General features: G+C 62.2%; 19 protein-coding genes. 10 read left to right on the forward strand and 9 right to left on the reverse strand.

The features are described 5' to 3' along the window. Position 1 precedes the first annotated feature (1 nt). On the reverse strand, positions 2–715 hold the full coding sequence (locus tag ASF66_RS18795) for an ABC transporter permease (RefSeq protein WP_049861802.1): 714 nt from the start codon (positions 713–715) through the stop codon (positions 2–4). Positions 716–1,405: 690 nt separating this feature from the next. Then, a complete protein-coding gene (locus tag ASF66_RS18800) occupies positions 1,406–6,136 on the reverse strand; it encodes a dermonecrotic toxin domain-containing protein (RefSeq protein ID WP_056844929.1) in 4,731 nt (1,576 codons plus the stop codon). 216 nt (positions 6,137–6,352) lie between these two features. Between ASF66_RS18800 and ASF66_RS18805 the strand changes: the two genes are divergently transcribed. Next, positions 6,353–7,936, forward strand: coding sequence for a peptide chain release factor 3 (locus tag ASF66_RS18805; RefSeq protein ID WP_049861804.1), 1,584 nt, complete (start codon positions 6,353–6,355; stop codon positions 7,934–7,936). A gap of 14 nt (positions 7,937–7,950) precedes the next feature. Here ASF66_RS18805 and ASF66_RS18810 read toward each other — a convergent pair whose 3' ends face one another. Further along, positions 7,951–9,024, reverse strand: a complete 1,074-nt coding sequence (locus ASF66_RS18810) for a polyamine ABC transporter substrate-binding protein (RefSeq protein WP_056844930.1) — start codon at positions 9,022–9,024, stop codon at positions 7,951–7,953. Positions 9,025–9,183: 159 nt separating this feature from the next. Here ASF66_RS18810 and ASF66_RS18815 point away from each other — a divergent pair, with 159 nt between their 5' ends. Together ASF66_RS18815 and ASF66_RS18820 are read left to right on the forward strand one after the other, a co-directional pair. Next, entirely contained in the window at positions 9,184–10,290 is a 1,107-nt protein-coding gene (locus tag ASF66_RS18815) for a polysaccharide deacetylase family protein (protein WP_056844931.1), read from the forward strand. 352 nt (positions 10,291–10,642) lie between these two features. Next, positions 10,643–12,037 carry a PhoH family protein gene (locus ASF66_RS18820; RefSeq protein ID WP_049861807.1) on the forward strand — a complete coding sequence of 465 codons (1,395 nt, stop codon included), beginning with the start codon at positions 10,643–10,645 and terminating at the stop codon, positions 12,035–12,037. A gap of 56 nt (positions 12,038–12,093) precedes the next feature. On the opposite strand, the gene ASF66_RS18825 is transcribed toward ASF66_RS18820, so the two are convergent. The 4 genes from ASF66_RS18825 to ASF66_RS18840 all read right to left on the reverse strand — a co-directional run bounded on the left by ASF66_RS18825 (position 12,094) and on the right by ASF66_RS18840 (position 17,076). Further along, a complete protein-coding gene (locus ASF66_RS18825) occupies positions 12,094–12,819 on the reverse strand; it encodes a hypothetical protein (protein WP_056844932.1) in 726 nt (241 codons plus the stop codon). Positions 12,820–12,828: 9 nt separating this feature from the next. Next, on the reverse strand, positions 12,829–13,977 hold the full coding sequence (locus ASF66_RS18830; RefSeq protein WP_156463228.1) for a hypothetical protein: 1,149 nt from the start codon (positions 13,975–13,977) through the stop codon (positions 12,829–12,831). Positions 13,978–13,988: 11 nt separating this feature from the next. Continuing rightward, on the reverse strand, positions 13,989–16,508 hold the full coding sequence (locus ASF66_RS18835; protein ID WP_082484715.1) for a TcfC E-set like domain-containing protein: 2,520 nt from the start codon (positions 16,506–16,508) through the stop codon (positions 13,989–13,991). 85 nt (positions 16,509–16,593) lie between these two features. After that, positions 16,594–17,076 carry a CS1 type fimbrial major subunit gene (locus ASF66_RS18840; protein WP_049861811.1) on the reverse strand — a complete coding sequence of 161 codons (483 nt, stop codon included), beginning with the start codon at positions 17,074–17,076 and terminating at the stop codon, positions 16,594–16,596. Between the two features lie 235 nt (positions 17,077–17,311). Between ASF66_RS18840 and moaC the strand changes: the two genes are divergently transcribed. The 3 genes from moaC to moaE are packed head-to-tail and all read left to right on the forward strand — an operon-like array spanning position 17,312 to position 18,476. Then, positions 17,312–17,785, forward strand: a complete 474-nt coding sequence (moaC, locus tag ASF66_RS18845) for a cyclic pyranopterin monophosphate synthase MoaC (protein WP_056844935.1) — start codon at positions 17,312–17,314, stop codon at positions 17,783–17,785. Next, the gene (locus ASF66_RS18850) at positions 17,782–18,024 is read left to right on the forward strand and encodes a MoaD/ThiS family protein (RefSeq protein WP_049861813.1); all 243 of its coding nucleotides are present in this window, start codon (positions 17,782–17,784) and stop codon (positions 18,022–18,024) included. The genes moaC and ASF66_RS18850 overlap by 4 nt, the downstream gene beginning before the upstream one ends. Before the next feature lie 2 nt (positions 18,025–18,026). Continuing rightward, complete coding sequence (gene moaE, locus ASF66_RS18855; RefSeq protein WP_056844936.1) at positions 18,027–18,476, forward strand: molybdopterin synthase catalytic subunit MoaE; 450 nt, start codon at positions 18,027–18,029, stop codon at positions 18,474–18,476. A gap of 161 nt (positions 18,477–18,637) precedes the next feature. Here moaE and rhlB read toward each other — a convergent pair whose 3' ends face one another. Together rhlB and ASF66_RS18865 are read right to left on the reverse strand one after the other, a co-directional pair. Next, positions 18,638–20,074: an ATP-dependent RNA helicase RhlB gene (rhlB, locus tag ASF66_RS18860; RefSeq protein ID WP_056844937.1), complete on the reverse strand. Its 1,437-nt coding sequence runs from the start codon at positions 20,072–20,074 to the stop codon at positions 18,638–18,640. Between the two features lie 230 nt (positions 20,075–20,304). Continuing rightward, the gene (locus ASF66_RS18865) at positions 20,305–20,961 is read right to left on the reverse strand and encodes an alpha/beta hydrolase (protein ID WP_056844938.1); all 657 of its coding nucleotides are present in this window, start codon (positions 20,959–20,961) and stop codon (positions 20,305–20,307) included. Positions 20,962–21,429: 468 nt separating this feature from the next. On the opposite strand from ASF66_RS18865, the gene ASF66_RS18870 reads away from it, so the two are divergent. The 4 genes from ASF66_RS18870 to ASF66_RS18885 all read left to right on the forward strand — a co-directional run bounded on the left by ASF66_RS18870 (position 21,430) and on the right by ASF66_RS18885 (position 25,587). Then, on the forward strand, positions 21,430–22,458 hold the full coding sequence (locus tag ASF66_RS18870; RefSeq protein ID WP_049861817.1) for an amino acid ABC transporter substrate-binding protein: 1,029 nt from the start codon (positions 21,430–21,432) through the stop codon (positions 22,456–22,458). A gap of 64 nt (positions 22,459–22,522) precedes the next feature. Then, a complete protein-coding gene (locus tag ASF66_RS18875) occupies positions 22,523–23,704 on the forward strand; it encodes an amino acid ABC transporter permease (protein WP_056844939.1) in 1,182 nt (393 codons plus the stop codon). Positions 23,705–23,714: 10 nt separating this feature from the next. Continuing rightward, on the forward strand, positions 23,715–24,812 hold the full coding sequence (locus tag ASF66_RS18880; RefSeq protein ID WP_056844940.1) for an amino acid ABC transporter permease: 1,098 nt from the start codon (positions 23,715–23,717) through the stop codon (positions 24,810–24,812). A 10-nt stretch (positions 24,813–24,822) separates the two neighbouring features. Next, a complete protein-coding gene (locus ASF66_RS18885) occupies positions 24,823–25,587 on the forward strand; it encodes an amino acid ABC transporter ATP-binding protein (protein WP_056844941.1) in 765 nt (254 codons plus the stop codon). The last annotated feature ends 72 nt before the right edge of the window (positions 25,588–25,659 follow it).

The raw sequence follows: 25,659 nt of genomic DNA on the forward strand, positions 1-25,659 counted from the left end.
CTCAGCGAGTCAATCCGCGTTCAAGCCAGAGGCGGCTGACCAGGGTCACGATGCCGTCCAGGATCAAGGCCAGCAGCGCGGTGCAGGCGGCGCCCAGCAACAGCTGCGGCTGATTGTTCAGGGCGATGCCGGGGAAGATCAGGCTGCCCAGGCTGTTGGCGCCGATGAGGAACGCCAGGGGCGCGGTGCCCACGTTGATCGCCAGCGCCACGCGTACACCGCCGACGATGATCGGCACCGCATTGGGCAACTCCACCTTGAACAGCACCTGCCGTGGGGTCATGCCAATGCCGGTGGCGGCTTCCTTGAGTGAACCCTGAACGTTTTTCAGCCCCTCGTAGGTGTTGCGCACGATGGGCAGCAGGGAGGCGAGAAACAGCGCGAAGATGGCAGGGCCGCTGCCGATGCCCAGGATGCCCAGGGCGATGGCGAGGACCGCCAGGGGAGGAATGGTGTTGCCGATGTTGAAGATCTGCATGAAGCGTTCGGCGCGCTTGACCATGCTGGGTCGACTCAGCGCGACTCCGGCAGGGATGCCCACCAACAGTGCGGCGAACATTGATACCAGCACCAGAATCAGGTGCGCTTGCAGGTAGAACAGCAGGTCTTCACGGTAGTGCTCGATAGTGCTTATGCCGATCCAATGGACCAGCAGGGCCAGGACGGCAACGATAACCGCGCCCCCTAACAGCCCTTTGCCATAGCGATTAGCCACAGGCGGACTCCTTTTTCAGTCGGCGCCTACCGGGCCTGCGACGAGCGCTCGGGCGAGCGATCGGCCCAGGTAGGACGCGAATAGCAGCTCGCGTGGTGCGAGCCATAAGCGCAGCCTCGTCAGGCTAACTTGCTGATTTTGCAGCCCCTGACGACAGCGCGAATCAGGGAATGGACGTCTCCGTGCCGCGAGAGGTTCCCACAGTGAGGCAGCATTTGGCCACCTTTTATGACCATAAAGCTTGCATGGGATGGCGTTCGAGGGAGAGTTGCCTAGGGCATTTGACGCGGCTTGCGCCGCGGCTACAGGGGGTTGCGGTGCCTGTAGCAACGGCGCGAGCCGCGTCGGCGTTGTATGCGACCTGTCTGAGTCACCGCAGTGCGGCCTTCGCGGGCAGAGCCCGCTCCCACATGGGATTGCGCGGCCTTCGCGGGCAGAGCCCGCTCCCACAAGGGATTGCGCTGACTTCGCGGGCAGAACACGCTCCCACACGGGATCGTGCGGCCTTCGCGGGCGGAGCACCCTCCTACACGGAATTGCGCTGCCTTCGCGGGCAGAGCCCGCTCCCACATGGGATTGCGCGGCCTTCGCGGGCAGAGCCCGCTCCCACACGGGATTGCGCTGACTTCGCGGGTAGCGCCCGCTTTCACAGGGGATTGAGGTGGCTGTGTAGCAGCGGCGCGAGCCGCGTCAGGGGGTTGTGCGATTTCCCAGGCGATAGATCAACAGCGTCACCGAATCGGCATTCTTCAACAGAATCTGTGCGCGAATGTCCGCGTCGGTCTGGAACCGCCGACGTGCATCGTCCAGATCAGGCGAGCCTGCCAGACGCAGGATCAGAGCGCGCCCTTTGCGGTCTTCGTTGCGGATATCGCGCACCTGTCCGGTAGCGCCATCGCGGACGACGAACAACTGGCGCGCAGGCGTGAGATGGGAGAACGACACGTCGTGCTGACGCACCAGCCATGCCCGCCTCACGCCCGGGCGCAAGCGATCGGTATAGGGCGTCGCCGCTTCGATGTAGCGGATGTCCCGGGTGTCGCAGGCGATATGGCTGAACTCATGCAACAGGATCATCGCCTTGCTCACGGCGTCGGTTTGCGTTGGGGTATAGGACGGTTTGAGGGGCAACAGGCGAGCCGTTTCGAAATTGAAGAATTCGTCCATCAGAAACACCTGTCCCTGTGGATCCTGTACAGACACGAAGGCAATACCCACCGAGGATTGCTCGCTCAGGCGACTTGCCATGACGTAGCGTTTCGAGCTTGTCGGCGAATAGGCGCGCGACGCCATGACCCTGGCCAGTTTCTCCAGCACTTTCTGAACCCGTTCGATCAACAGCGTCGTGACCTGGACGACGCCGAAGAAGTGCTTGAACACTTTCAAGGTATGGGCATCTGCACTGCCGACGGTCCGCGCTGTTCGCAGGCTGACCAGCGCATTGCCCAGATAACCCAAGGCATCGCGATGGGCACGGTAGAGGATGTCGGCACGGTGCGGACGCAATCGGCGGATCTGCTGGCAGCCCACGGCATGAATGATGATCTCGTTACGGCTCAGCGACCAGCGGACCAGGCGACTGCCCAGGCTGCTGGGCACTCCACCTGCGCTGATGGCGAGGTCCTGATCGGGATCGATGATCCACGTTTGCTCGGCGTCCAGCAGCACCCTGGGGCCAAGGTCATCATCAGGCTGCCCGGCCAGGTACCAGCGGCCCTGCTCCTGACGGGTGCGATAGACCTTGCCATTGAGGCTGATGAAGTGGGTCTGGTCGCCGGAGTTCAGGTAAGTGCGCGTTGGCGGCTGAAACGTCAATGACCGCAGGGTTTGGGTGGGCGCCTCGTAGCACGTGAGCGCAAGGCCGTACTCCGGAGCGCTGTGCACGGTTTGCCAGAAGTGCTCACGCGCGCTGCCCTGAAGCGCAGGCTGCGCCATTCCCTGACTGATCGCCAGCCCCTGCACCAGGGCGCAAGTCAACTGCGCCAAGGTTTGCCCCCAGCTGTTTTGTTGCACGTTCTGGGCGATGTCCAGCAGCGCCAGCTCGGTTTGCCAGGCGGCTACGGCCAGCCCGACCTTGCCCGGCAGGAACATGCTCAACTGCTCCCAAGCCAGGCTCAACACATTGACCAACGCTTGCCAGCGCACCTGTTCTGCGGTGACCCATTGCGTGGCGGCAAGGGCTTGCAGATACAGACCGTTCTCCACGAACAGGTAGCGCAGCGCGTTACCGGCGATAGGGTTGCAGGCCAATGCCGGGCCTGTTCGGGTGCTCTGCGTCAGATTGAAGTCGTTGTCCCCGGTCCGGCCCAGATGCGGCTCGCGGAAGCCGCCATGGGCATAGCGCGGCCGCAGGTTTTCCGGCATGCGCGCGAGCAGTCGCGTCTGCAAGGTCGGATCGGCGGCGAGGGCCGTGAGCAAGGCGGTGCCACTGTCGAAGGCTTGGAAGGTGTACGTGGCTTCATAAGGCAGGTAGAGCACCAGCGGACCCTCTTCACCGGCCCTGAACAGATAGCAACCGGGCACCGTGTCCGGTTTCATTCCGGGCTTGGCAATCAACTGCAGCGCGGTCAACAACACGGGTTGGCCGTTGAGTGGCTGTCGCACAGTGGGGTCGGGCATGCAGGCCACGCGAGTGATCAGCTCGACCGCCTGCAGGGGCAGGGCTTGCTGGAGCCGAGTTCGCCAGGCGCATTCCAGCAGCTGCCCCGGGAGCTGGCGGGCGTACAGCGTCAGTCGGCGAGGGTAATCGAGGTCCGTAGGGTCGAAGGTCTGCTTGAGCAGCGCCTGGTAGTGCGCGCCCACATCGGCCTCTCGTACCAATCGGCGGCAGTAGTCGGCGTCCAGCACGGCGGGCGCCACATGCCCCTCACCCAGCTCGACGCGGGTGACGGCGGCGTCCCAGTCCCGGTAGTGGTTCAAGGCGTATTCGATCAGGGTTTGCCGTCGCACGATCGAAGCTGCAGGAATGCCGGACGGAATTTCTCCGGACGCTACCGGGGCCGGCACGTATCGGGCTGTGGTGATGAAGATCGCCTTGGGGTTGAAACGATCGTGCGTGAAGTCCTGGTTCAGCCGGCGTTGCAGCACGCCGTGTGTGTAAGTGCCGATATCGGGAACACCAAACAGATAGTCGTCTTCGGCCGGGCTGGCCAGCAGGTTCAACCCCAGTGCGCGCAGGTAGTGCTGCTGATCTTCGACGGCCGCCTGCTGCAACCAGACGGGCAGGGCCGCCTTTGCCACCAAGCCGCGGGCCATGTCTTCGAGGCGATACAGCTGTTGCTGCAGGCTGTCCACGGTCATGGCTTCGCGTAGCAGGTCGGGCAAGGATTCCGCGGGCCAGCCCTGGTTGCGCAGTTGATCATAGGCTTGCAGCGCGGTTCGTTGCCGGTCCTCGCTGTCCAGGCTGTTCAAGGTGTTCAGTGCATCGCCCGGCAGGGCGGTCCAGTTGCTCAGCCCAGGGCTCAGTTCGGCCGGCCGTGGCGACCATTGCGTGGCGTTGCGATGCGCGGCTTCCTGAGACTCGAACAGTTGGAAGCCTGTCTCACATGACCAGATCACAACGGCCCCGCTGGCATCTGCGGACTGGCTCAACATCAGTGCGTCGGCATTGGCGTGCGCGGGGTGGCCGGTCTTGTGCTGCCACGCCTGTACCGGGTCGCCGCGCAGCAACGCTTCCACCAGCGGCGAGGCGACTGATCGACTTTGCTTGAACAGTGCCCATTCGACGCCGAACAGCGAGCGCCGCAACGAACGTCGATAGGCCTTTGCAGTGGCCTCACGATGACCCAGGGCGATTTTCAGTTCGCGGTACAGGCTGCGCTGTGCTTGCCCGGTGATGTGCTCGATCAGCAAGCTCGGTATCTGCTGCAGCACCTGACGTGAGCCTTCGGCTACTACCGTACCGACCTGCCAGCTCGTGCCAGCAGCAAGGGGCTCGTTCGTCCAGAGGCTATCGACCCAAGGCGTCGCCGCAGCGGACCGTTTGCTGTCGATGAGGTACAGCGAGCGGGCGGGTGGTCCGTTTGGCAGAATGCTCGCCAGTTGCAACTCCAGGGCTTGAAGCGCGGCCCAGCGCAAGTCGGGACTGCGTTCGAGGTAGCTGGCGTAGTGGATGTGCAGTTCGGTCAGCGCGCTCACCCTGCGCTGGGGCTGCTGCAGGTCATCTTGCGCCGCACCGGTGAGTTGCATCAGGCTGACCAGGCTGTCGCGTGGGTCAGCGGCGAAGGGCGGGGCCAGCCTTTGCAGGCTCGGGGCCAGCCGCTGATGCAGGGCCAGGGCTTGCTCGCAGTGCGTATGCATATCTCGCGTGGCAGCAGCCGGCGAGCTGTCCGAGAACACCGAGTGCTGTACTTGAAGCAGGCGTCGGGTGTAGCTGTGCAAACCGCCTGAGGAGTCAGGCTCGTGTACCAGTTCGATGCCGGTGATGGGCAGTGCCTTGAAGGCTGGCTGTTGTGCGTTCGGCACACAGGACAGCCACCGAGCACGCTGCTCCAGATCGGTGAGTGCTGCCAGGAGTGCTGAACGGTCGGCGTAACGCACCAGCCCCATTGCGGCGTTGAAGAAGTACGCAGCCGCGGTGCTGTCACCGGTCAGTACCAGGCTGTTTGTCAAAGGCTGCTGGCGACCTTCGGCAGTCGATCCTTGCAGGATGAAGCAGGAAAGAGGTGATGGCTGTACCTGGCCCTGAAGCCAGGCCCAGAGCCGATCATGCTCGCCGGCAGGCAGCGTGCCGTCCCATTGCAAACGGGTAAGCTCGGTGATCAGTTGCGTACGCAACTGATGGGTCAGCTGTTCGGCAGGCAGCGCTGGCTGGTCGGCTCCCTCGCGCCAGTAGTAGGCGAGCCGGTTGGCCATGACGGCGGCGGATCCGCGGGTCACCTGCTCATCGGGAATGGGCTGATCCAGCAACAACTGACGCAACCCGCGCAACTGCTCGCTCAGTCGATGCTGGATGTCCAGCATCAGGGTATCGAACACCGAACCCTCCATGAGCATGACCTGCACCTCGTCGAGCCCGTCGAGGTGCAGCTGTCGATTTTCCTCCAGCGTGTGCAGGTAGCTCAGCGTCAGATCGCCATCGGGGCCCGTCAGACGCTCGAGCAGATAGTGCTTCAGGTGACGTCGGTCGTCGAACAGCTGCAAGCCGCTGATCGGGTGGTAGTGGGCCACCCATGGGTGCTGGCTCGTGCTGATCATCATGCTCAAGGGCAATTCGACGGCATGCCCTCGCGCGGTGATCACGCTCAAGCCATCCACGCGTATTTCGTCGTATGCCTGGTGATCGCGCTCGGGTTGGGCAAGCTGGCGCAACCATTGCGCCGCTTCAGGCGTCAGGAATGGGTGGGACACAGCGTTCAGGTGGCGCAGGAAGCGCTGTTCCAGCGCGCGGCTGTGAAACCAGGGCAGTGGTAGGGTCGTCATTGGTAGCTCCGGGGGGCAAGAGGCACCGCTGCGGGCTTCAGAATCAAGCCCTGCGATGGGGGCACCACGTTGCCTGGGGTGCGCAGCTGCGCGGTGGTAGATATCGCATGGCCAAGGCAGAGCCGGGGTAAATGCCATGGCGCACGCAGTGGCCCCCACCGTTGGAACTGGGCTATAATCCGCGCCCATTTTCTATCCCTCGCCAGGCGATCCCCCATGACTCAACAGGCCGCCGAAGTCGCGAAACGCCGCACTTTTGCCATCATTTCCCACCCGGATGCGGGTAAGACGACCATCACCGAAAAGCTCTTGCTGATGGGCAAGGCGATCGCCGTGGCCGGTACGGTCAAGTCGCGCAAGTCCGACCGTCACGCGACCTCCGACTGGATGGAAATGGAGAAGCAGCGCGGGATTTCCATCACCACCTCGGTGATGCAGTTCCCCTATCGCGAGCACATGGTCAACCTGCTCGACACCCCGGGTCACGAAGACTTCTCGGAAGACACCTACCGCACCCTGACGGCGGTGGACTCGGCGCTGATGGTGCTCGATGGCGGTAAAGGCGTCGAGCCGCGCACCATTGCTCTGATGGATGTCTGCCGCCTGCGCGACACGCCGATCGTCAGCTTCATCAACAAGCTGGACCGCGACATTCGCGATCCGATCGAGCTGCTCGACGAGATCGAAGCGGTACTCAAGATCAAGGCCGCGCCGATCACCTGGCCGATTGGCTGCTACCGCGACTTCAAGGGCGTCTATCACCTGGCAGGCGACTACATCATCGTTTACACGCCGGGCCATGGCCACGAGCGTACCGATGTGAAGATCATCGAGAAGCTGGACTCCGACGAGGCCCGTGCGCACCTGGGTGACGAGTACGATCGCTTCGTGGAGCAGCTGGAACTGGTGCAGGGCGCTTGCCACGAATTCAACCAGGACGAGTTCCTGACCGGCCAGCTGACGCCGGTGTTCTTCGGTACGGCGCTGGGCAACTTCGGCGTCGACCATGTGCTCGATGCCGTCGTGGACTGGGCACCGCGCCCCCTGCCGCGCGTGGCGAACGAGCGGACCGTGGAACCGGTGGAAGAGAAATTCTCCGGCTTCGTGTTCAAGATCCAGGCGAACATGGACCCCAAGCACCGCGACCGTATCGCTTTCATGCGCATCTGTTCGGGCCGCTACGAGAAGGGCATGAAGATGCGCCATGTGCGCACCGGCAAGGACCTGCGCATCGGTGACGCCCTGACGTTCTTCTCCTCCGAGCGCGAGCAGCTCGAAGAAGCGTTCGCCGGCGACATCATCGGCCTGCACAACCACGGCACCATCCAGATCGGCGACACCTTCAGCGAGGGTGAAAGCCTGGGCTTCACCGGTATCCCGCACTTCGCCCCGGAGCTGTTCCGCCGGGTGCGGCTCAAGGATCCGCTCAAGTCCAAGCAGTTGCGCCAGGGGCTGCAGCAGTTGGCCGAGGAAGGTGCCACCCAGGTGTTCTTCCCCGAGCGCAGCAACGACATCATTCTCGGCGCGGTCGGCGTGCTGCAGTTCGACGTGGTCGCCAGCCGCCTGAAAGAGGAATACAAGGTGGAATGCGCCTACGAGCCGATCACCGTGTGGTCCGCCCGCTGGATCGAGTGTGCCGACAAGAAGAAACTCGAGGAATTCAGCAACAAGGCCGCTGAGAACCTGGCCCTGGACGGCGGTGGGCACCTGACCTACCTGGCGCCGACGCGAGTCAATCTGGCGCTGATGGAAGAACGCTGGCCGGACGTGAAATTCCGCGCCACTCGCGAGCATCACTGATCCAAGCCAGGGCCTCAGTGACGGATCTGGTTCCAGATTCGGGTGCGCAGCTGTTCGATGTCGGCCGGCATGGGTTGTAGCAGGAACAGCTTGCTCATCACCTCGGCGCTGGGGTAGATCCGCAGATCGCCCTTGATCGCAGGGTCGACCCATTCATCGGCGCCTTCGTTGCCATTGGCGTAGTGCACGCTGTTGGTGATGTTGGCCATGACCTTGGGGTCCAGCAGGTAGTTGAGAAAGGTGTACGCCGCGTCTTCGTCCGGAGCGTCGGTGGGGATGGCGACCATGTCGAACCACATGGTCGAGCCCTCCCGCGGCAAGGTGAACTCGATCTCGACGCCCTGGCCGGCCTGTCTGGCCTGGGTCTGCGCCTGCAGGATATCGCCGGAAAAGCCGACCACGGCGCACAGCTTGCCTTCAGCCAATTGATGGCTGTACTCCACCGAATCGAAATAGCGTACGTAGGGCTTGATGCTTAGCAGCAGCGCGCGCGCCTTGTCGTAGTCGGCCGGATTCTGGCTGTGCGAGGGCAGTCCCAGATAGTTGAGGGCCATGGGCAACAATTCGGGGCCGATGTCGAGGAAGGCGACTCCGCACTTCTTCAAGCGCGCGATGTTTTCCGGCTTGAACACCAGATCCCAGGAATCCACCGGCGCATCGTCGCCCAGAGCGGCCTTGACCTGCTGCACGTTGTAGCCGATGCCGCTGAAGCCCCACAGGTAGGGGAAGCCGTAACGATTGCCGGGGTCGTTGATCTCCAGGGCGCGCAGCAGGGCAGGGTTCAGGTACTTCCAGTTGGGTAGACGGCTACGGTCCAATGGCTTGAGATTGCCGGCGCTGATATGCCGATTCATGAAGTGGTTGGACGGAAAGATCACGTCGTACTTTGCGGGTGATTCGCGCAGGCGTTTCTCCAGGGTTTCGTTGCTGTCGAAAAAGGAATATTGGGTGTCGATGCCGGTCTGGCGCTGGAAGTTGGACAGGGTGTCGGGGGCCATGTAATCGGGCCAGTTGAAGATGCTGACCTTGCCGGCGGCGAACGCCGTGGGCGTGGCCAGCATCAGCACGGCGAGGGCCAAGCGAAGCATAGGGTGATTCCTGAACCGCCGTTGATTGCCTACTGTAATCACAGAAACGAGGTGGGGGAAGGCCCGCGCACACCACCACGCTACGCGCCGTGGCATGACAGCGGTATAGTGCCCGCGCACCCTTCATCGAGGAGATCGCCGTTGCGTTGGGTATCAAGGATGCTGGCCGCTCTGTTCTGCGCCGCTCAGGCCGCCGTCGCCGCGCCGCCGGTGGCGACCCTGGAGCGCAGTCACTGGCCCGAGCGCATCGACTCGCCGGTGCTGTTCGATGTCGCCTCGCGTGCGCAGATACTGCTGTTCGCCCGTTCGTTGCTGGCCAGTGAAAGCCAGGACGAAGCACAGCTGACCGCACGTCTGGGTCTGCGCCAGATCAACCTGCTGGCGATCGACGACTTGCGCCAGCGACTCTGGCAGCGGCTCTGGGCCAATTTCGATCTGGCGCAGCAAAGCTGCGAGCAGGACGCCTCGTTCTGCTATGCCATCGACAGCGAAAGCGATCTGCGCACCCAGGCGGCCGATCTGGGTATCGCGCCCGAGTCCTTCTATTCCGGGTTTGCCGTGCCGGGCCAGGTGTTCAGCGAGGCCTATCTCAACGAATTGTTACGCCTGGCCGCCGTATCGCCGCAGACCACCAGTGAAGTGCAGCTGTTGTCGGAACAGGAATTCGATGGCAATGGCTTTGCCGACCGCACATTCCTGCTGACCTTCGACGGCGGCCCCAGCCCGGTCGATGGCGCCACCGATGCGCTGACCGGCTACCTGCGTGCGCAGGATCTGAGCGCTACGTTCTTCGTCCCAGGCCAGAGCCTGCAGGCGCGCGCCGACAAGACCTCGGTGGCTCGATTGCAGGCGCTGTATGCCGGCCAGTGCGTGGCGACCCTGGGCTGGCAGTACGTTTCCCATGGGCAATGGGACAAATGGCAGGACTCGGTGCTGCGTAGCATCGCCCTGCTGCAGAGCGATCTGCCCGACAGCTACGTGGCCTGGTTCCGCCCGCCCTACGGTCAGCGCCGCGCCGACAGCGGTGGGTTCTTCGCTGGCGCGGGTCTGAAAGTGGCGCTGTGGAACATCGATTCGATGGACGACGACAGCCGCCTGACCGCACAGCAGGCCGGCGAGCGCACGCTCAGCCTGATGCTGCTGTGGCGACGGGGGATCGTGGTGTTTCATGACAGCCTGGCCAAGGCTCAGACTGCGGTGCCCTGGCTGATGCGCGAAACCGCCCAGACCGACATCCAATGGCAAGCCTGCGCCGACGTTCAGTGAACAAAAGCGTTAAACGTCAGGTTTTACGGGGCTTTGGCAGGTTTTTTGCGAAATTTGCCGGTCTGATGACGGGCGGGTCAACTTCGGACTCTAACGGCGTGCGTTGCAGCCGCCAAGCGTTATTCGCACTACGGAAAAATAAACTTCAAAAAACCGTAAAGTGCTTTTTTCCTTCATGGGTTTTGCGGTATTACGAAGACAGACCGCCGAACCCTGCATCACAGGTGGCGTCTTCCAGAGACACTCCACCTGTGCGCAGGTCCTGCTCCTTGATGTGGGAATCCGGCGGCCTTTTCGCGGCGCAGCACCGTCCAGGTATTGCGTTGTCAGGCTCCCAAAAAGGTGACCGAGTATGGATGAACAAGGACGCAGCACCTCTTCCGATCAGCCAATCCTTTATGTGCTCGATACCAACGTACTGATCCACGATCCGAACGCCCTGCTGAACTTCGAAGAACACCACGTCGCCATTCCCATGACCGTCCTGGAGGAACTGGACAAACTCAAGGATGGCAAGCAGACCGTCGCTGCCGAGTGTCGGCAGGCCATCCGTCTGATCGACAAGACCCTGGGAGATGCCTCGCCTTCAGTGGTCGAGTCCGGCGTGCCGATCATGCGCGTCAATGGCAGCACCAAAGGCTTTCTGTCCATCCTGATGGACAAGCGTCCTGAACCTTCGAACCTGCTGCCGCAGAACCTCAACGACAACATCATCATCAACCAGTTGATCGACCTGCACACTCGCAACCCCGACCTGAGCGTGATTCTGGTCACCAAAGACATCAACATGCGCCTCAAGGCGCGCGCCTGCGGCATTGCCGCCGAGGACTACAGTACCGACCAGCTGGTCGACGACGTGTCGCTGCTTTCTCGCGGCTATCACAACGTGCCCGGATCGTTCTGGGACCGCGTGAGCAAGGTCGAGACCCGTCAGGACCACGGCCGCACCTGGCACCGTGTGCAGTTGAGCGAGCTGCTGCCGTCAGTGCACATGAACGAATTCATCATCGACGAGCAGGGTTTCGTTGGCTGGATCAAGGGCATCAAGGACGACGAGTTGATGATCCTGGACCTGCATCAGGAGCCTTTGCTGCACCAGGAAGCCTGGGGTCTGAAGCCACGCGACATCTATCAGGCGCTGGCCTTGTTCGCCCTGCTGGACCCGGACATCCACCTGGTCAACCTGTCCGGTGCGGCGGGTTCGGGCAAGACCATCCTGGCGCTGGCTGCCGCCATCGAGCAGACCATGGTGACCAAGCGCTACCGGCGCATCATCGCCACCCGCAGCGTGCAGGGGCTGGACCAGGAGATCGGCTTCCTGCCCGGTACCGAAGCGGAAAAAATGGAGCCCTGGCTGGGCGCCATCACCGACAACCTCGAAGCCCTGCACATGGAGGACGAAAACACCCACGGCAGCGTCGACTACATCCTGAGCAAGGTGCCCTTGCAGTTCAAATCCCTCAACTACATCCGAGGCCGCAGTTTCCAACAAAGCCTGATCCTGATCGACGAATGCCAGAACCTGACTCCGCATCAGATGAAAACCATCATCACCCGTGCCGGCGCCGGTTCCAAAGTGATCTGCCTGGGCAACCTGGCGCAGATCGACACCCCCTACCTGTCGGCGCCCAGCTCGGGGCTGACCTATCTGACGGAGCGTTTCAAGGATTTCCCGCAGGGCGTGCACATTACGCTGCAGGGTGTACCACGGTCGATTCTGGCCGAGTATGCCGAATCCCATCTCTGACCTGACCACTGCCCGGTGGGCGCGAACAGGCTTCGCGCACACCGCCGGATGGCTGGTCAGCCGTTGAAATCGAACGCCCGCTGCTGCGTGCCTTCTTCCAGTACGAAGCGATAGTTGCGACCGGGCTTGCGCTCGAACTCAAGGCTTTTGGTCGGCCGCACATGGTGCTTGGTGGGCGGCGCGCAGTCGTTGCCGTTCAGATCACAGTCGTTGAAGTGGTCGAGCACGATCGTCGAGTTACCCTTGTTCGGAATGATGAAACGTTTGGGTTCGTGCACCACCTCGGTGGCGTACTGGGGTTGCGCAGGCCTGACGAACACCACCGCGCCGTACCCCGCCAGGATGTTCACGCCGGCCTTGAGCGATGCGTCGTACTGTTCGGCTTCCTCGGACGTCAGCCCGAAGCCATCGTTGATCTCCGGCAGCACGGGTATGAAACGCAAGCGGTAATAGCGTTCCTTGTCGCGTTCGCCGCGGAACAGCAAACGTACCTGCTGCATGCCATTGGCCGGAACGATCAGCCGCGCCGGGCTCGCCACCAGACTGCGCTGCTCCGAGGGCTGACCGTCCATGGCGACTTCGGTGACGGTGCCGTCGGCGGCATACACCAATTCGGCGACCATGACCTTGACGAAGGCGGTGCTGTCACCGCCGTTGTAGATACGTTTGAGGGCAGTGCTGCGGCCGCCGTCGAGGTATTCATAGAGCGCGCCGATGTTCAGCTCGGGCGCCGCGTGGGCGGGTAGCGTGAGCAGACAGAGTATGGGCAAGAGGTATTTCATGTTGGACCCTCAGGGGTTGGCGTCGAAAACAATGGTAACGGTGCCGCTGTAGGTGGTACCGGGAAAATTGAGCATCTGCCTGAGCACATTTTGCTGGATTTCCAGGTGCACGGTGCCGGGTTGGTTTGATGCACTGCCGCTGGGTGTGATCAACCTGGCGTTCTGCGACCCGCGCTGCAGTTCCAGTCGAGTGACCGGCTGGCCGTTGTAACTGAACGGTCCCGGCAAGCTGAGCGCGACTTCCACGTTGACCGATCGGGCGTGGGGTGAGTTGGGCATCAGTCGGCACCGTGGGGGGTAGGGGTACTGACATTCCAGATAGACGGCAAAGGTGCTTGCTGCCCATACCCTGATCGGCAGGTCTTTGAACAGGCGTTCTGGTATGACCTTGTGATTGTTGTAGTCGTACCAGCCGCGAGGGGGCAGTAACGCCACTTGGGTATTGGCTGCCGGCATGTCCACGCGAATGTCGTGTTTGACCGTCAGTTGTACCCGGACGTCGAGTGTGTCGGCGCTTTGGCCGTAGATCTCGCCGAAATCGAACTCTCCGGCCGGACCGATGCGATTGGTGACTACCCCTTCCCAGAGACCGGGGCTCAAAGACTCGGGTTTGGGGAACTCCGGATAGAAGGTCATGCCCAGTTCGCTGACGTAAGACTCCTCGACCGCCGGGACGGCAGTGGGTCTGCTGTAGCAGGCGCCAGCAGGAATGGTCCACAGATGGCGAGTGTATTGGGTACTATTGTAATGAGGTCCCATGCTCTGGCAGCCATTGACGCCGGTGACGCTAGCGCTCATCACTCGATGAGTGCTGTGGCTTGCGCGCTGGCTGATGTACTGGGTACGCAGGACCACTTTAGCCGTTTCATGAGTAGTCTGGTTGATCAACTGAATCGTCATCACCTGCGGCGCGCGTACATAGATCATTTCCCGCACGTTGGTGGTTTCCAGGTTGATGGACTTGTAGTAGGTCAGCGGCAAATTGACTGACCAGGGGCTCCAGCAGAAACTGCCCTGGGCGAAAAAGCTGCAGAACAGTGCTCTGGGGGTGGTATTGGCGATGGTACCGTTGCGGACCTCCGCCGTAATCAGCGCCTCTGCACCACGGGCCATTCCGCTGACCAGACACAGCACGGCCAGCGCGTAGTTTGCGAACATGATCAGCCGCCTCATCCGGCGTCTCCTTCACGGTTGAGGCTGGCGCCTGCCAGCGTGTCGGGGCTGCACTGCTGGTCACCGACCAACAGCACTTCGTTTTCGCGGCGGGCATGGCGCTCATCCAGCTTGATGAAGCACAACCGGCCGCCACGCTGGCGGACCTCCAGAGTGGGCGTGGACTCGCTCATTTCCACGGCAAAGAATCCGTCGGGCTCGGTCAGGCTGCGACTGGCATGGTTGATCACCAGCGCTCCCTTGATCGGTGCGCCGCGCACGTCCAGCAGGCGCCCCAGCACGGTGACCGTGCGCATGATGCGCACCTGGTGGTAATCGACGCCGCCCCGATTGAGGTGGTAACTGAACCCGGCGGGCTGAATTACCGCCGCGTGGGCGTCCAGGCCCTGGAAATCGAACTGCACCTGGCCTGGACGATAGGCATTGACCGGAATCACATTGCGGCCCGGTTTGAGCTGGGCACTGGGGCCTTGCAGGTTGTCGGCGCGCAAGGTGAGGTCGTCCAGGTCGGAAATCACATCGACGATCATGCTGGCGGCGTAGGCTTGCACATCGCCGCTCATGGCCGCTTTGCCGCCACCCACGGCCAGGGTGCTTTCCAGGTTCAGGCCGCCGCTGAGGGTGTTGTCGTAGGACGAGTTCTGCATATGAACATCGCCATACACGGCGCGGTTCTGGAATTGCACGTTGCCTGCCAGTCCGGCGCCGTAGCGGTCGGCGCTAAGGGTGGTGGAAACGTTGCGCAAGGTGTGGTGCTCCAGCGCTTGCTGATAGGTCAGCGACAGGTTCTGGTCGCGGGTGCCATCGCGCGCGGTGCGCGAGCCGAGCGTGCCGGAGAAGCGCCGGCCGTCGTCGCCCAGGCTCATGCTCAATGTGAAGTTGATGCCACGGTTGCGCTGGTGGTCGGTGCCTGGGTTGCCCGGTCGATCGAATACCGAGGTGCGCCAGTTGGCCAGCGAGCCGAGCAAGCTGCCATGGTAGGTCAGACCCAGGTCCACCGAGGTGCCGCCATACAGGCCATTGGTTTGCGAAACACGGCTGGTGGTACTGATGCGGCGGTCCAGACGGTGCAGCCACGACAGCGATGTCTGCGTGACTTCCTGGCCCGGTGCGCGCACGAACTCGCCACGCAGGCGCGGGTATTGCTGCCAGGTCTGGCTGCGGCTGAGCACCAGGTTGCCGGCTGGGTAGTTCCACAACGCCTGCAGGTCGTAGCCATGGCCGTGCTCGTCGGTCTGGAACACGTTGGCGTACAGCTTGAGGGTGTCCAGCGCGTCCCAGTCGGCGGAAACGCCATACTGGTTGAAGCCCCTGACGTGCTGCAGCGAGCCGCCAAGTACCAGTCGCGAGTGGGCCAGGTAGTTGAACAAGGCCCCGGCGGTCATGCTGGTATCGTCATCATCTTCCCAGTTGGACAGCCGGGTGGTGCGTTGGCCCAGGTACAGGTTGTAGCGCCAAGGCTCGTCGGGATTGCTCCAGTTGGACGGCTTGTAGATGAATTCCTCCGTGCTGGCGGTGACCTGACCGTCTTCGATCAAGCGTACTTCCACGTCATAGATGCCGCCGGGCAGCACCTTGGTGTCGATTGCCTGCAAGCCCGGTTGCACCGGTTGGCTATTGATCAGCGCACCGTTGCGATAGATCTCCACCACGCCGGGCCGATTCGGCGTGACGTAGATCGGCGTGGCGCTGGGATTGGCGCTGTTTACGGCCAGGCTGTCGCTGCTGCCATACATGATGCCCAGCGCCGTGTCCGGGCTGTCGCCGAGCAGGCGCGGCTGGCGCATCAGCCCCTGGGCATCGGGCGTGAAGTAGCCCAGGCGGTAGAAATGACCCTGCTCCAGGCGCTCGGCGTACAGTTGGTCGACGCGGTGCCGGGTGCGCTGTTGGGTGTCGCTGGAGCGGTCCACCTGAAGCTGCCCCAGGGTGGTCCATTGGCCGACGCTGCCTTGGGCTTGCAATGCGTAGCGGCCGGTCTGGTCAGCTTCATTGCCGGAGATGTTCAGTTGGTTGCGCACAATGACGCCGTGACTGCCTTGCGCCGGAAGGGCGTGGTAGCGCTCCTCTTCGCTGAGACGCTCGACGGTGCGGGTCAGAATGGAAAGCTGTGAATTGCTCAGGCTGTAATGCAACGCCAGCAAGTCATTGGCGCAATTGCGTGCGCAGTTACCCAGGGGGCGTGGATCGCTCAGGTATTCGCTCCAGCGTTGCCGTTGCGCGTCGGGTTCCTGGCTGTCCTCGCTGCCGGTGAATTCGATCAGTTGCACCTTTTCATCACGGCTGAGCATGACCAGTGCTTCGCCCAGCAGGCGGCCATCCAGGTCCACGCGTACTGCCAGAGGAACATCGAAGAAGTGGTCGTTGAATTCGCGCGGCAAGCCTTCGGCCTGGCTCAACACGCCCAAGGGGTTAAAGGAAGCGGGTGTGTCGGCGGATGCCGTGGTCGGCAACGTCGCCAGGCACAGCATGCCCGCCGCCAAACGTTCTCTGAAGACCGATGTGGCGGTTCTCGTCATGGGTATCACACAGGCAAATTCCGCCCGGTCGAGCGCACAGGCGCGCCGCCGGGAGGCAGGGTTCAGCTCAGAAGCGGAAGCGCGATCACTTTGGATCTGGAGTTTCGAACACGAGGTTGACCAGGCCCTGATAGTTACCCGGTACATAGCCGGTCGTAGGCTTGGCGCCTGCGGTGACCAGGAAGTCGACCACGCTACCGGCAGCGGCGTCGGCGGCAGTGGTCACGATTTCCGATTTGGTGCTGAGCACCTGGCTGCCGATCTTGACGTTCAGCGCGATCGTGTTGGCACCGCTGGTCATCGCTGGCGAGTTGAGCAGCTTGGCTTTGATGGCGCCACTGCTGCTTTTGACCGAGAGCTGCTTGCGGATCGGCTCCAAGGTACCGTCCACCGGCTTGAAGCTCATGTTCTGTGGGTCGTTCATCCAGTTGCCGCCCAACGGTTCGACGAAGAACTTGTCGGTTGGGATGGTGGCGGTGACGGTCAAGGTGTGGTCGATACGCTGGTCGGCCCAGGCCGAGCCGGTCATCAGCAGGGCCAGGGGCAATGCGAGCAAGCGAGATTTCATCAGGGGGTTTCTCCTTTGGGTGATGGGGCGCCTGCGGCGGTTCACGCTGGGGGGGGCGCGTGGATCACGGCAGGCGCGGCGATTATCGAAGGCCCGATGGCTGCGCAAAGTCGTCCAAATCCCAAAGAATCTGCGAATTTTCCGAGGAGGGGCGCCTGGCCTTGTGCAGGAAACAGGCATCGGGTTTAAACTCGAGCCCTTCATACTCAGGTTCATATCCAGGAGCTGTCTTTCCGTGCTGACTCATCTCGATTCTCAAGGCCGCGCCCATATGGTCGACGTGACCGACAAGGCGGTGACCTTTCGCGAGGCCGTGGCCCAGGCGCGCATTCGCATGCTGCCGCAGACCCTGCGCATGATCGTCGACGGTGAACACCCCAAAGGCGATGTCTTCGCGGTAGCGCGCATTGCTGGCATCCAGGCGGCGAAAAAGACCAGCGATCTGATTCCTCTGTGTCACCCGCTGATGCTGACCGGCGTCAAGGTCGAGCTGGCAGCCGATGGCGAGGACAGCGTCTTGATCCACGCCCGCTGCAAGCTGGCCGGCCAGACCGGCGTGGAAATGGAAGCCTTGACGGCGGCCAGCGTCGCCGCGCTGACGGTCTACGACATGTGCAAGGCAGTGGATCGCGGCATGGTCATTGAAACGGTGCGCCTGCTGGAGAAGCTGGGCGGCAAGAGCGGTCATTTCCAGGTGGATGCATCATGAATTGCAAGGTGCTGTATTTCGCCCGCTATCGCGAATTGCTGGGGGTGGGTGAGGAAGTGGTAGAGGGTGAGTTCGCCAATGTCGAGACGCTGCGTGAATTCCTCATCCTGCGCGGCGATCGCGAAGTGCTCGGTGAGAAGGGCCTGATGTGCGCCCGCAACCAGGAGATGTGTGGGTTGAATGAGCCGCTGCTCGACGGCGATGAAGTGGCATTCTTTCCAACCGTTACCGGAGGCTGAGCATGGGCGTTCGCGTGCAGCACGAACCATTCGACCCCGGTGCCGAGCTCAACGCTTTGCATCAAACCAATACCGGGGTGGGCGCCGTGGTGGGTTTCGTTGGCTACGTGCGCGATTTCAATGACGGGCTCGAAGTTCGCGGAATGTTGCTGGAGCACTACCCTGGCATGACCGAGAAGGCCTTGGACAAGATCGTTCTGGAAGCAGCGCAGCGTTGGCCGTTGCTGAAACTGGAGATCCTGCACCGTGTCGGTGCGCTGGAACCGGGTGAGCCGATCGTGTTCGTCGGTGTGGCCAGCGCCCATCGTCAGGCGGCGTTTCAGGCCTGTGATTTCGTCATGGACTATCTCAAGACCCGCGCGCCGTTCTGGAAAAAGGAGAACACCGAGGATGGCCCGCGCTGGGTGCAGGGGCGAGAAAGCGACGAGCAGGCGGCCCAGCGCTGGGAATGATCTGAAGGTCGGCGGCGGTCCTTTCGCGGGCAGAGCCCGCTCCCACAAGAGGCGGCGCTGTGGAGCGGGTGTACCGCGATGAGGCCTTCGCGGGCAGAGCCCGCTTCCACAAAAGGACGGCGCGGTGAGGCCTTCGCGGCCACGGAACGCTCCTACGGGGGTCAGGAGCGCTTGCGTTCCACCGGTTTGAGCAGCTCGGCTGATGGCATTTCGAAGTTGATCTTGCGGCCCAGCAGCGCTTCGATGGAAGGCAGTTGGTAGGAGTCGTCTTCGCCTGCGAAGCTGATCGACACGCCACTGGTGCCGGCCCGCCCCGTACGACCGATGCGGTGAACGTAATCGTCCGGCACTTCGGGCAGGGTGAAATTGATCACATGGCTGATGCCATCGATATGGATCCCGCGGCCTGCCACATCGGTGGCCACCAGCACGCGGATCTTGCCCTCGCGAAACCCCTCCAGCGTCTTGATGCGCTTGTGCTGCGGCACATCGCCGGACAGTTGCGCGGCATTCACGCCGTCGCGCACCAGGCGCTCTTCGATGCGGCGCACTTCGTCCTTGCGGTTGGCAAACACGATCACGCGCTCCCAATCGTTACCGGTGACCAGGTTGTACAGCAGCGTGTACTTGTCGCTGCCAGCGACGGCGTATATGTGTTGCTCGACGGTTTCGCTGGCGACGTTCTCAGGTTCGATCTCGACGATGGCCGGGTCGGTGGTCCACTGCTGGGCCAGGTTCATCACGTCTTCGGTGAAGGTGGCCGAGAACAGCAGGGTCTGGCGCTCCTGCTTGGGCGGGGTCTGGCGAATGATCTGACGCACCTGGGGGATGAAGCCCATGTCGAGCATGCGGTCGGCTTCATCGAGCACCATCACTTCGACCATGTCCAGGTGTACTTCGCCGCGCTGGTTGAAGTCCAGCAGGCGACCGGGGGTGGCGACCAGGATGTCGCAGTGACGGGCTTCGAGCTGCTTGAGCTGCTTGTCGAAGTCCATGCCGCCGACGAAGGTCATCACATTCAGACCGGTGTACTTGGTCAGGCCGGCGGCATCCTTGGCGATCTGTACCACCAGCTCACGAGTGGGCGCAATGATCAGCGCGCGCGGCTCGCCCATGAAGCGCTCCTTGGGCGCAGGCGTCTGCTGCAGCTGGGAGATGATCGACACGAGGAAGGCGGCGGTCTTGCCGGTGCCGGTCTGGGCACGGCCGATGGCGTCGCGGCCCTTGAGGGTGTAACCCAGCACCTGCGCCTGGATCGGCGTGCAATAGGGGAAACCGAGGTCGTGGATGGCGTGCATCAGCTCGTCGGTAAGCGCGAAGTCGTGGAAGCGGGTCTTGCCTTCCTGCGGGGCGACCTGAAAGTCAGCGCGGTTCCAGGCCGGTGCCACTGGCTTGGGCGGGCGAGGGCGGCGGGGCGTTTCGACGATGATGGGTGCAGCGGCTGCTGCCGGTTCAGGGCTGGCGGCCGGTGCAACCGCCGCAGTGGCCGGCGGGGTCGATTCTTCAGTGTCGACGGGTAGCGCGCGGGTGGCGCCAGTGTCGGCAGCAAGCGGCTGTGCGTCGCTTTTGCCAAACATCTTCTTGAGTGCTTTGAGCACGGGCTTCTCATCGATTGGTTAAGGAATGTGCGTCAGGCAGTGTAATGCAAGAATCGCGCACGACGGTAGAAGAGTGCTGGATGTGGGAGCGGCGCGCGCGGTGAGCCTTCGGGCCGCGAAGGCTGTGCCGCGGTATGGCAGATAGACTGAAGCGTCTGGTTCGCGGCCAATGACCGCTCCTACGGGGGATGTGTAGGAGCGGTCATTGGCCGTGAATGGCCGGCCTGGGGTCAGTGCAACCGCTGCGCCAACCAATCGCCGATGTCCGCGATCTCTTGCGGTAACACTTGGTGACCCATGGGGTATTCCCGCCACGCTGCGTCCACGCCCCAGCCTTTGAGGTATTCATAGGCACTGCGACCCATGGCATTGATCACCACCTCGTCGTTCTGCCCATGCAGGCAGAGTGCCGGGGTGCGCTGCTGGCTCGCGGCCAGCTCGATCTTCTCGTCGAAGGTCGGCGCATAGGTCGACAGCGCCAGCACCCCACCCAACGGTCCTGTCCAGGTGATGTAGGCCGTGTGCAGGACCACTGCGCCACCTTGGGAAAACCCGGCGATGAAGATTCGCTCCGGGGCGATCCCGCTGGCCTGCTGTTCCTCGATCAGGCCGCAAAGCATCTGCGCAGACGCTTCCAGCTGACCCTGGTCAATCGCCCGTGCCGGACTCATGGCAATGATGTTGTACCAGCTGGGCATGGCGTAGCCGCCGTTGATGGTGACCGCGCGGGTTGGCGCCTGGGGCAGTACGAAGCGCGTGCCGTGTAAGCGTTGCTGCAGGGCTTCTGCTACCGGCAGGAAATCGTATCTGTCCGCACCCAGGCCGTGCAGCCAGATGACACAGGCGTCGGCGGTGTGGTTCGGTTCTATGATCAGGGGGTCAGTCATGGTTGCTCCGTTGTGGGGCGCCCGCTCCGTTTGAGTGCAGCGCAACGGGGCGCGATGGTGCGATCTCTGAAGAAGATGTCGCAAGGCTACAAGTTTTTCTATTGACGCGCACTTAAACGCTTTCCGGATTCACTCTGGTACGAGGCTTGCTAAGTAACTGGCGTAATACCAGCATCCTCATCGGCGGTAACACTATAGAGCCCTTTGGAACTGACGCAGAGCAGTCCATCAGGGTTGTAGCAGAATCGGTCGATGATCGCGAAAGACGCCGCAGGCCACTGCGTCGGACCTTGCGGGGAGCGGGGGCAAGCGTTGCATATCCCGGTCGCGCCATCTGGCCACTCGGGTTCATCACTTGTATTGCGATTGATGCTTGACCCAACAACTAGCCGACACGGGTCGATACCGCCTCATTTAGGTGCAGCGCAATTCAAGCTCGGACACAACAAGAGCAACTGGAGGTTTTGAATGAAGATGTTGAAATCCACCCTGGCTGTACTGACCGCTGCGACCGTTCTGGGCGTGAGCAGCTTCGCTCAGGCGGGTGCCACTCTGGACGCCATCCAGAAGAAAGGTTTCGTACAGTGCGGCGTCTCCGACGGCCTGCCTGGTTTCTCCGTTCCTGATGCTTCGGGCAAGATCGTTGGTATCGACGCCGACGTCTGCCGTGCCGTCGCTGCCGCCGTGTTCGGCGACGCCACCAAGGTCAAGTTCAGCCAGCTGAACGCCAAGGAGCGTTTCACCGCGTTGCAGTCCGGTGAAATCGACATCCTGTCGCGCAACACCACCTGGACCAGCTCCCGCGATGCGGGCATGGGCATGGTCTTCGCCGGCGTGACTTACTACGACGGCATCGGCTTCCTGGTGAACAACAAGCTGGGCGTGAAGAGCGCCAAGGAACTGGACGGTGCAACCATCTGCATCCAGGCCGGTACCACCACCGAACTGAACGTGTCTGACTACTTCCGCGGCAATGGCCTGAAGTACACCCCGATCACATTCGACACTTCCGACGAAAGCGCCAAGTCCCTGGAAGGCGGCCGTTGCGACGTACTGACCTCCGACAAGTCGCAGCTGTTCGCCCAGCGCAGCAAGCTGGCCGCACCGAACGACTATATCGTGCTGCCGGAAACCATTTCCAAGGAGCCTCTGGGCCCAGTGGTACGCCGTGGCGACGAAGACTGGCTGGCGATCGTCAAGTGGACCCTGTTCGCTCAGCTCAACGCCGAAGAAGCTGGCGTGACCTCGAAGAACGTCGAAGCCGAAGCCAAGTCGACCAAGAACCCTGACGTGGCTCGTCTGCTGGGCGCCGATGGCGAATACGGCAAGGACCTGAAACTGCCGAAGGACTGGGTGGTACAGATCGTCAAGCAGGTCGGCAACTACGGTGAAATGTTCGAGCGCAACCTGGGCGCGAACACCCCGCTGAAGATCGACCGTGGCCAGAACGCTCTGTGGAACGCTGGCGGTATCCAGTACGCACCACCCGTACGCTGATCGGCCCTGCGCCTGACGGCACGTTGCCGTCAGGCGCTGTTCTCCCTCTCCTCTGGGGCTTTCCATGCAAAATCAAATCGGCGCACCCAAGCAGGGCCTGTCCCTGACTGATCCACGTGTGCGTGCGTGGCTTTTCCAGATCATCACCATTGTGGCGGTGGTCGGTATGGGCTGGTTTCTGTTCAACAACACACAGACCAACCTGCAACACCGGGGCATCACTTCCGGCTTCGACTTTCTTGAACGCAGTGCCGGCTTCGGCATTGCCCAACACCTGATCGACTACACCGAATCGGACAGCTACGCGCGCGTGTTCGTGATCGGCCTGCTCAACACCCTGTTGGTGTCGATCATCGGCATCATCCTGGCAACCCTGCTGGGTTTCGTGATCGGTGTGGCTCGGCTGTCCCCCAACTTCATGATCAACAAGCTGGCGACGGTCTATATCGAGGTGTTCCGCAATATCCCGCCGCTGCTGCAGATCCTGTTCTGGTACTTCGCGGTGTTTCTGACGCTGCCTGGGCCGCGCGCCGCCCATGGCTTCATGGACAGCTTCTACGTCAGCAGCCGCGGCCTGAACATGCCGGCTGCCCTTGCTGCACCGGGTTTCTGGCCGTTCGTGATCAGCGTCATCCTGGCCATCGTCGGCATCGTGCTAATGTCCAAATGGGCCACCAAGCGCTTCGAAGCCACCGGCGAGCCGTTCCACAAGTTCTGGGTGGGCCTGGCGATCCTGATCGTCGTGCCGGCCCTGTGCTCGCTGATCTTCGGCGCTCCTGTGCACTGGGAAAAACCCGAGCTCAAGGGCTTCAACTTCGTCGGTGGCTGGGTATTGATCCCGGAACTGCTGGCCCTGACCCTGGCCCTGACCGTGTACACCGCGGCGTTCATCGCCGAGATCGTGCGTTCGGGCATCAAGTCGGTCAGTCACGGCCAGACCGAAGCGGCGCATTCCCTGGGGCTGCGCAACGGCCCGACCCTGCGCAAGGTGATCATCCCGCAGGCCCTGCGCGTGATCATTCCGCCACTGACCAGCCAATACCTGAACCTGGCGAAGAACTCGTCGCTGGCTGCCGGTATCGGTTACCCGGAAATGGTTTCGCTGTTCGCCGGTACCGTGCTCAACCAGACGGGGCAGGCGATCGAAGTCATTGCCATCACCATGAGCGTGTACCTGGCGATCAGTATCAGCATTTCCCTGCTGATGAACTGGTACAACAAGCGCATTGCGCTGATCGAACGGTGAGGATGAGCGCATGACGACCCATATTTTCAAACCCGACCAGCCACCACCGAGCAAAGTGTTCGGCCCGGTCGCGTGGATGCGCCAGAACCTGTTTTCCAGCTGGCTCAACACCTTGCTGACGCTGTTGTCGCTGTACCTGATCTGGCTGATCGTACCGCCGTTGTTGAGCTGGTCGATCTTCGACGCGAACTGGGTCGGCACCACCCGTGCCGACTGCACCAAGGAAGGCGCCTGCTGGGTGTTCATCCAGCAACGTTTCGGCCAGTTCATGTACGGCTATTACCCACCCGAGCTGCGCTGGCGCGTCGACCTGACCGTGTGGCTGGCCGTGCTGGGTGTGGCGCCGCTGTTCATGTCACGGTTCAAGCGCAAGGCGGTCTATGGCATCGGCTTTCTGGTGCTGTACCCGATCATCGCCTACTTCCTGCTGCATGGCGGCGCGTTCGGCATGCCGACCGTGGCAACCAGCCAATGGGGCGGCCTGATGCTGACCCTGGTGATCGCCACCGTGGGCATCGCGGGCGCCTTGCCGCTGGGGATCCTGCTGGCGTTGGGCCGGCGTTCGAAAATGCCGGCGGTGAAGGTGGTCTGCGTGACCTTCATCGAGTTCTGGCGTGGCGTACCGCTGATCACCGTGCTGTTCATGTCCTCGGTGATGCTGCCGTTGTTCCTGCCTGAAGGCATGAACTTCGACAAGCTGCTGCGCGCGCTGATAGGCGTGATCCTGTTCCAGTCCGCGTATGTGGCGGAAGTGGTGCGCGGTGGCATGCAGGCGATTCCCAAGGGGCAGTACGAAGCTGCCTCGGCCATGGCGCTGGGCTACTGGCGCAGCATGGGCCTGGTGATCCTGCCGCAGGCCCTGAAGATGGTCATTCCGGGCATCGTCAACACCTTCATTGCATTGTTCAAGGACACCAGCCTGGTGATCATCATCGGCCTGTTCGACCTGCTCAACAGCGTCAAGCAGGCGGCAGCCGACCCGGCGTGGCTGGGCATGGCGACCGAGGGCTACGTGTTCGCGGCCCTGGTGTTCTGGATCTTCTGTTTCGGTATGTCCCGCTACTCCATGCACCTGGAGCGCAAGCTGGACACTGGCCACAAGCGTTAGGAGCTTAATCATGAGTGAAGCGATCAAGAAACCGGCCGGCGCTCCGGGCATCATCCAGATGCAAGGCGTGAACAAGTGGTACGGCCAGTTCCACGTGCTCAAGGACATCAACCTGAACGTGACCCAAGGCGAGCGTATCGTGTTGTGCGGGCCTTCGGGTTCGGGCAAGTCGACCACCATTCGCTGCCTGAACCGGCTGGAAGAGCATCAGCAGGGCACCATCATCGTCGACGGCGTGGAGCTGACCAACGATCTCAAGCAGATCGAAACGGTACGTCGCGAAGTGGGCATGGTGTTTCAGCACTTCAATCTGTTTCCACACCTGACCATTCTGCAGAATTGCACGCTGGCGCCGATGTGGGTGCGCAAGATGCCCAAGCGCCAGGCCGAGGAAATCGCCATGCATTACCTGGAGCGCGTACGCATTCCGGAGCAGGCGCACAAGTTTCCCGGTCAGTTGTCCGGTGGTCAGCAGCAGCGTGTGGCCATTGCGCGGGCGCTGTGCATGAAGCCCAAGATCATGCTGTTCGACGAACCGACTTCGGCGCTCGACCCGGAAATGGTCAAGGAAGTGCTCGACACCATGATCGGCCTGGCCGAAGACGGCATGACCATGCTCTGCGTGACCCACGAAATGGGCTTTGCCCGCACCGTGGCGAACCGGGTGATCTTCATGGACAAGGGGGAGATCGTCGAGCAGGCCGCGCCGAACGACTTCTTCGACAACCCGCAGAGTGACCGGACGCGGATGTTCTTGAGCCAGATCCTGCACTGATCACTGTTTGCAGCAAACCAAAAACCCGGGCCTGTGCCCGGGTTTTTTCGTCTCAGGTCTGCTGCACCGCGG

The organism is Pseudomonas sp. Leaf129, assembly GCF_001423465.1.
In the GTDB taxonomy this organism is placed as follows: Bacteria; Pseudomonadota; Gammaproteobacteria; order Pseudomonadales; family Pseudomonadaceae; genus Aquipseudomonas; species Aquipseudomonas coleopterorum.

Excerpts from the sequence above, each read along its gene's own strand:
- ASF66_RS18800 (WP_056844929.1), bottom strand. The coding sequence starts at position 6,136 with ATGACGACCCTACCACTGCCCTGGTTTCACAGCCGCGCGCTGGAACAG.
- ASF66_RS18805 (WP_049861804.1), top strand. The coding sequence starts at position 6,353 with ATGACTCAACAGGCCGCCGAAGTCGCGAAACGCCGCACTTTTGCCATC.
- ASF66_RS18810 (WP_056844930.1), bottom strand. The coding sequence starts at position 9,024 with ATGCTTCGCTTGGCCCTCGCCGTGCTGATGCTGGCCACGCCCACGGCG.
- ASF66_RS18815 (WP_056844931.1), top strand. The coding sequence starts at position 9,184 with ATGCTGGCCGCTCTGTTCTGCGCCGCTCAGGCCGCCGTCGCCGCGCCG.
- ASF66_RS18820 (WP_049861807.1), top strand. The coding sequence starts at position 10,643 with ATGGATGAACAAGGACGCAGCACCTCTTCCGATCAGCCAATCCTTTAT.
- ASF66_RS18825 (WP_056844932.1), bottom strand. The coding sequence starts at position 12,819 with ATGAAATACCTCTTGCCCATACTCTGTCTGCTCACGCTACCCGCCCAC.
- ASF66_RS18830 (WP_156463228.1), bottom strand. The coding sequence starts at position 13,977 with ATGTTCGCAAACTACGCGCTGGCCGTGCTGTGTCTGGTCAGCGGAATG.
- ASF66_RS18835 (WP_082484715.1), bottom strand. The coding sequence starts at position 16,508 with ATGACGAGAACCGCCACATCGGTCTTCAGAGAACGTTTGGCGGCGGGC.
- ASF66_RS18840 (WP_049861811.1), bottom strand. The coding sequence starts at position 17,076 with ATGAAATCTCGCTTGCTCGCATTGCCCCTGGCCCTGCTGATGACCGGC.
- ASF66_RS18850 (WP_049861813.1), top strand. The coding sequence starts at position 17,782 with ATGAATTGCAAGGTGCTGTATTTCGCCCGCTATCGCGAATTGCTGGGG.
- moaE (WP_056844936.1), top strand. The coding sequence starts at position 18,027 with ATGGGCGTTCGCGTGCAGCACGAACCATTCGACCCCGGTGCCGAGCTC.
- ASF66_RS18865 (WP_056844938.1), bottom strand. The coding sequence starts at position 20,961 with ATGACTGACCCCCTGATCATAGAACCGAACCACACCGCCGACGCCTGT.
- ASF66_RS18870 (WP_049861817.1), top strand. The coding sequence starts at position 21,430 with ATGAAGATGTTGAAATCCACCCTGGCTGTACTGACCGCTGCGACCGTT.
- ASF66_RS18875 (WP_056844939.1), top strand. The coding sequence starts at position 22,523 with ATGCAAAATCAAATCGGCGCACCCAAGCAGGGCCTGTCCCTGACTGAT.
- ASF66_RS18880 (WP_056844940.1), top strand. The coding sequence starts at position 23,715 with ATGACGACCCATATTTTCAAACCCGACCAGCCACCACCGAGCAAAGTG.
- ASF66_RS18885 (WP_056844941.1), top strand. The coding sequence starts at position 24,823 with ATGAGTGAAGCGATCAAGAAACCGGCCGGCGCTCCGGGCATCATCCAG.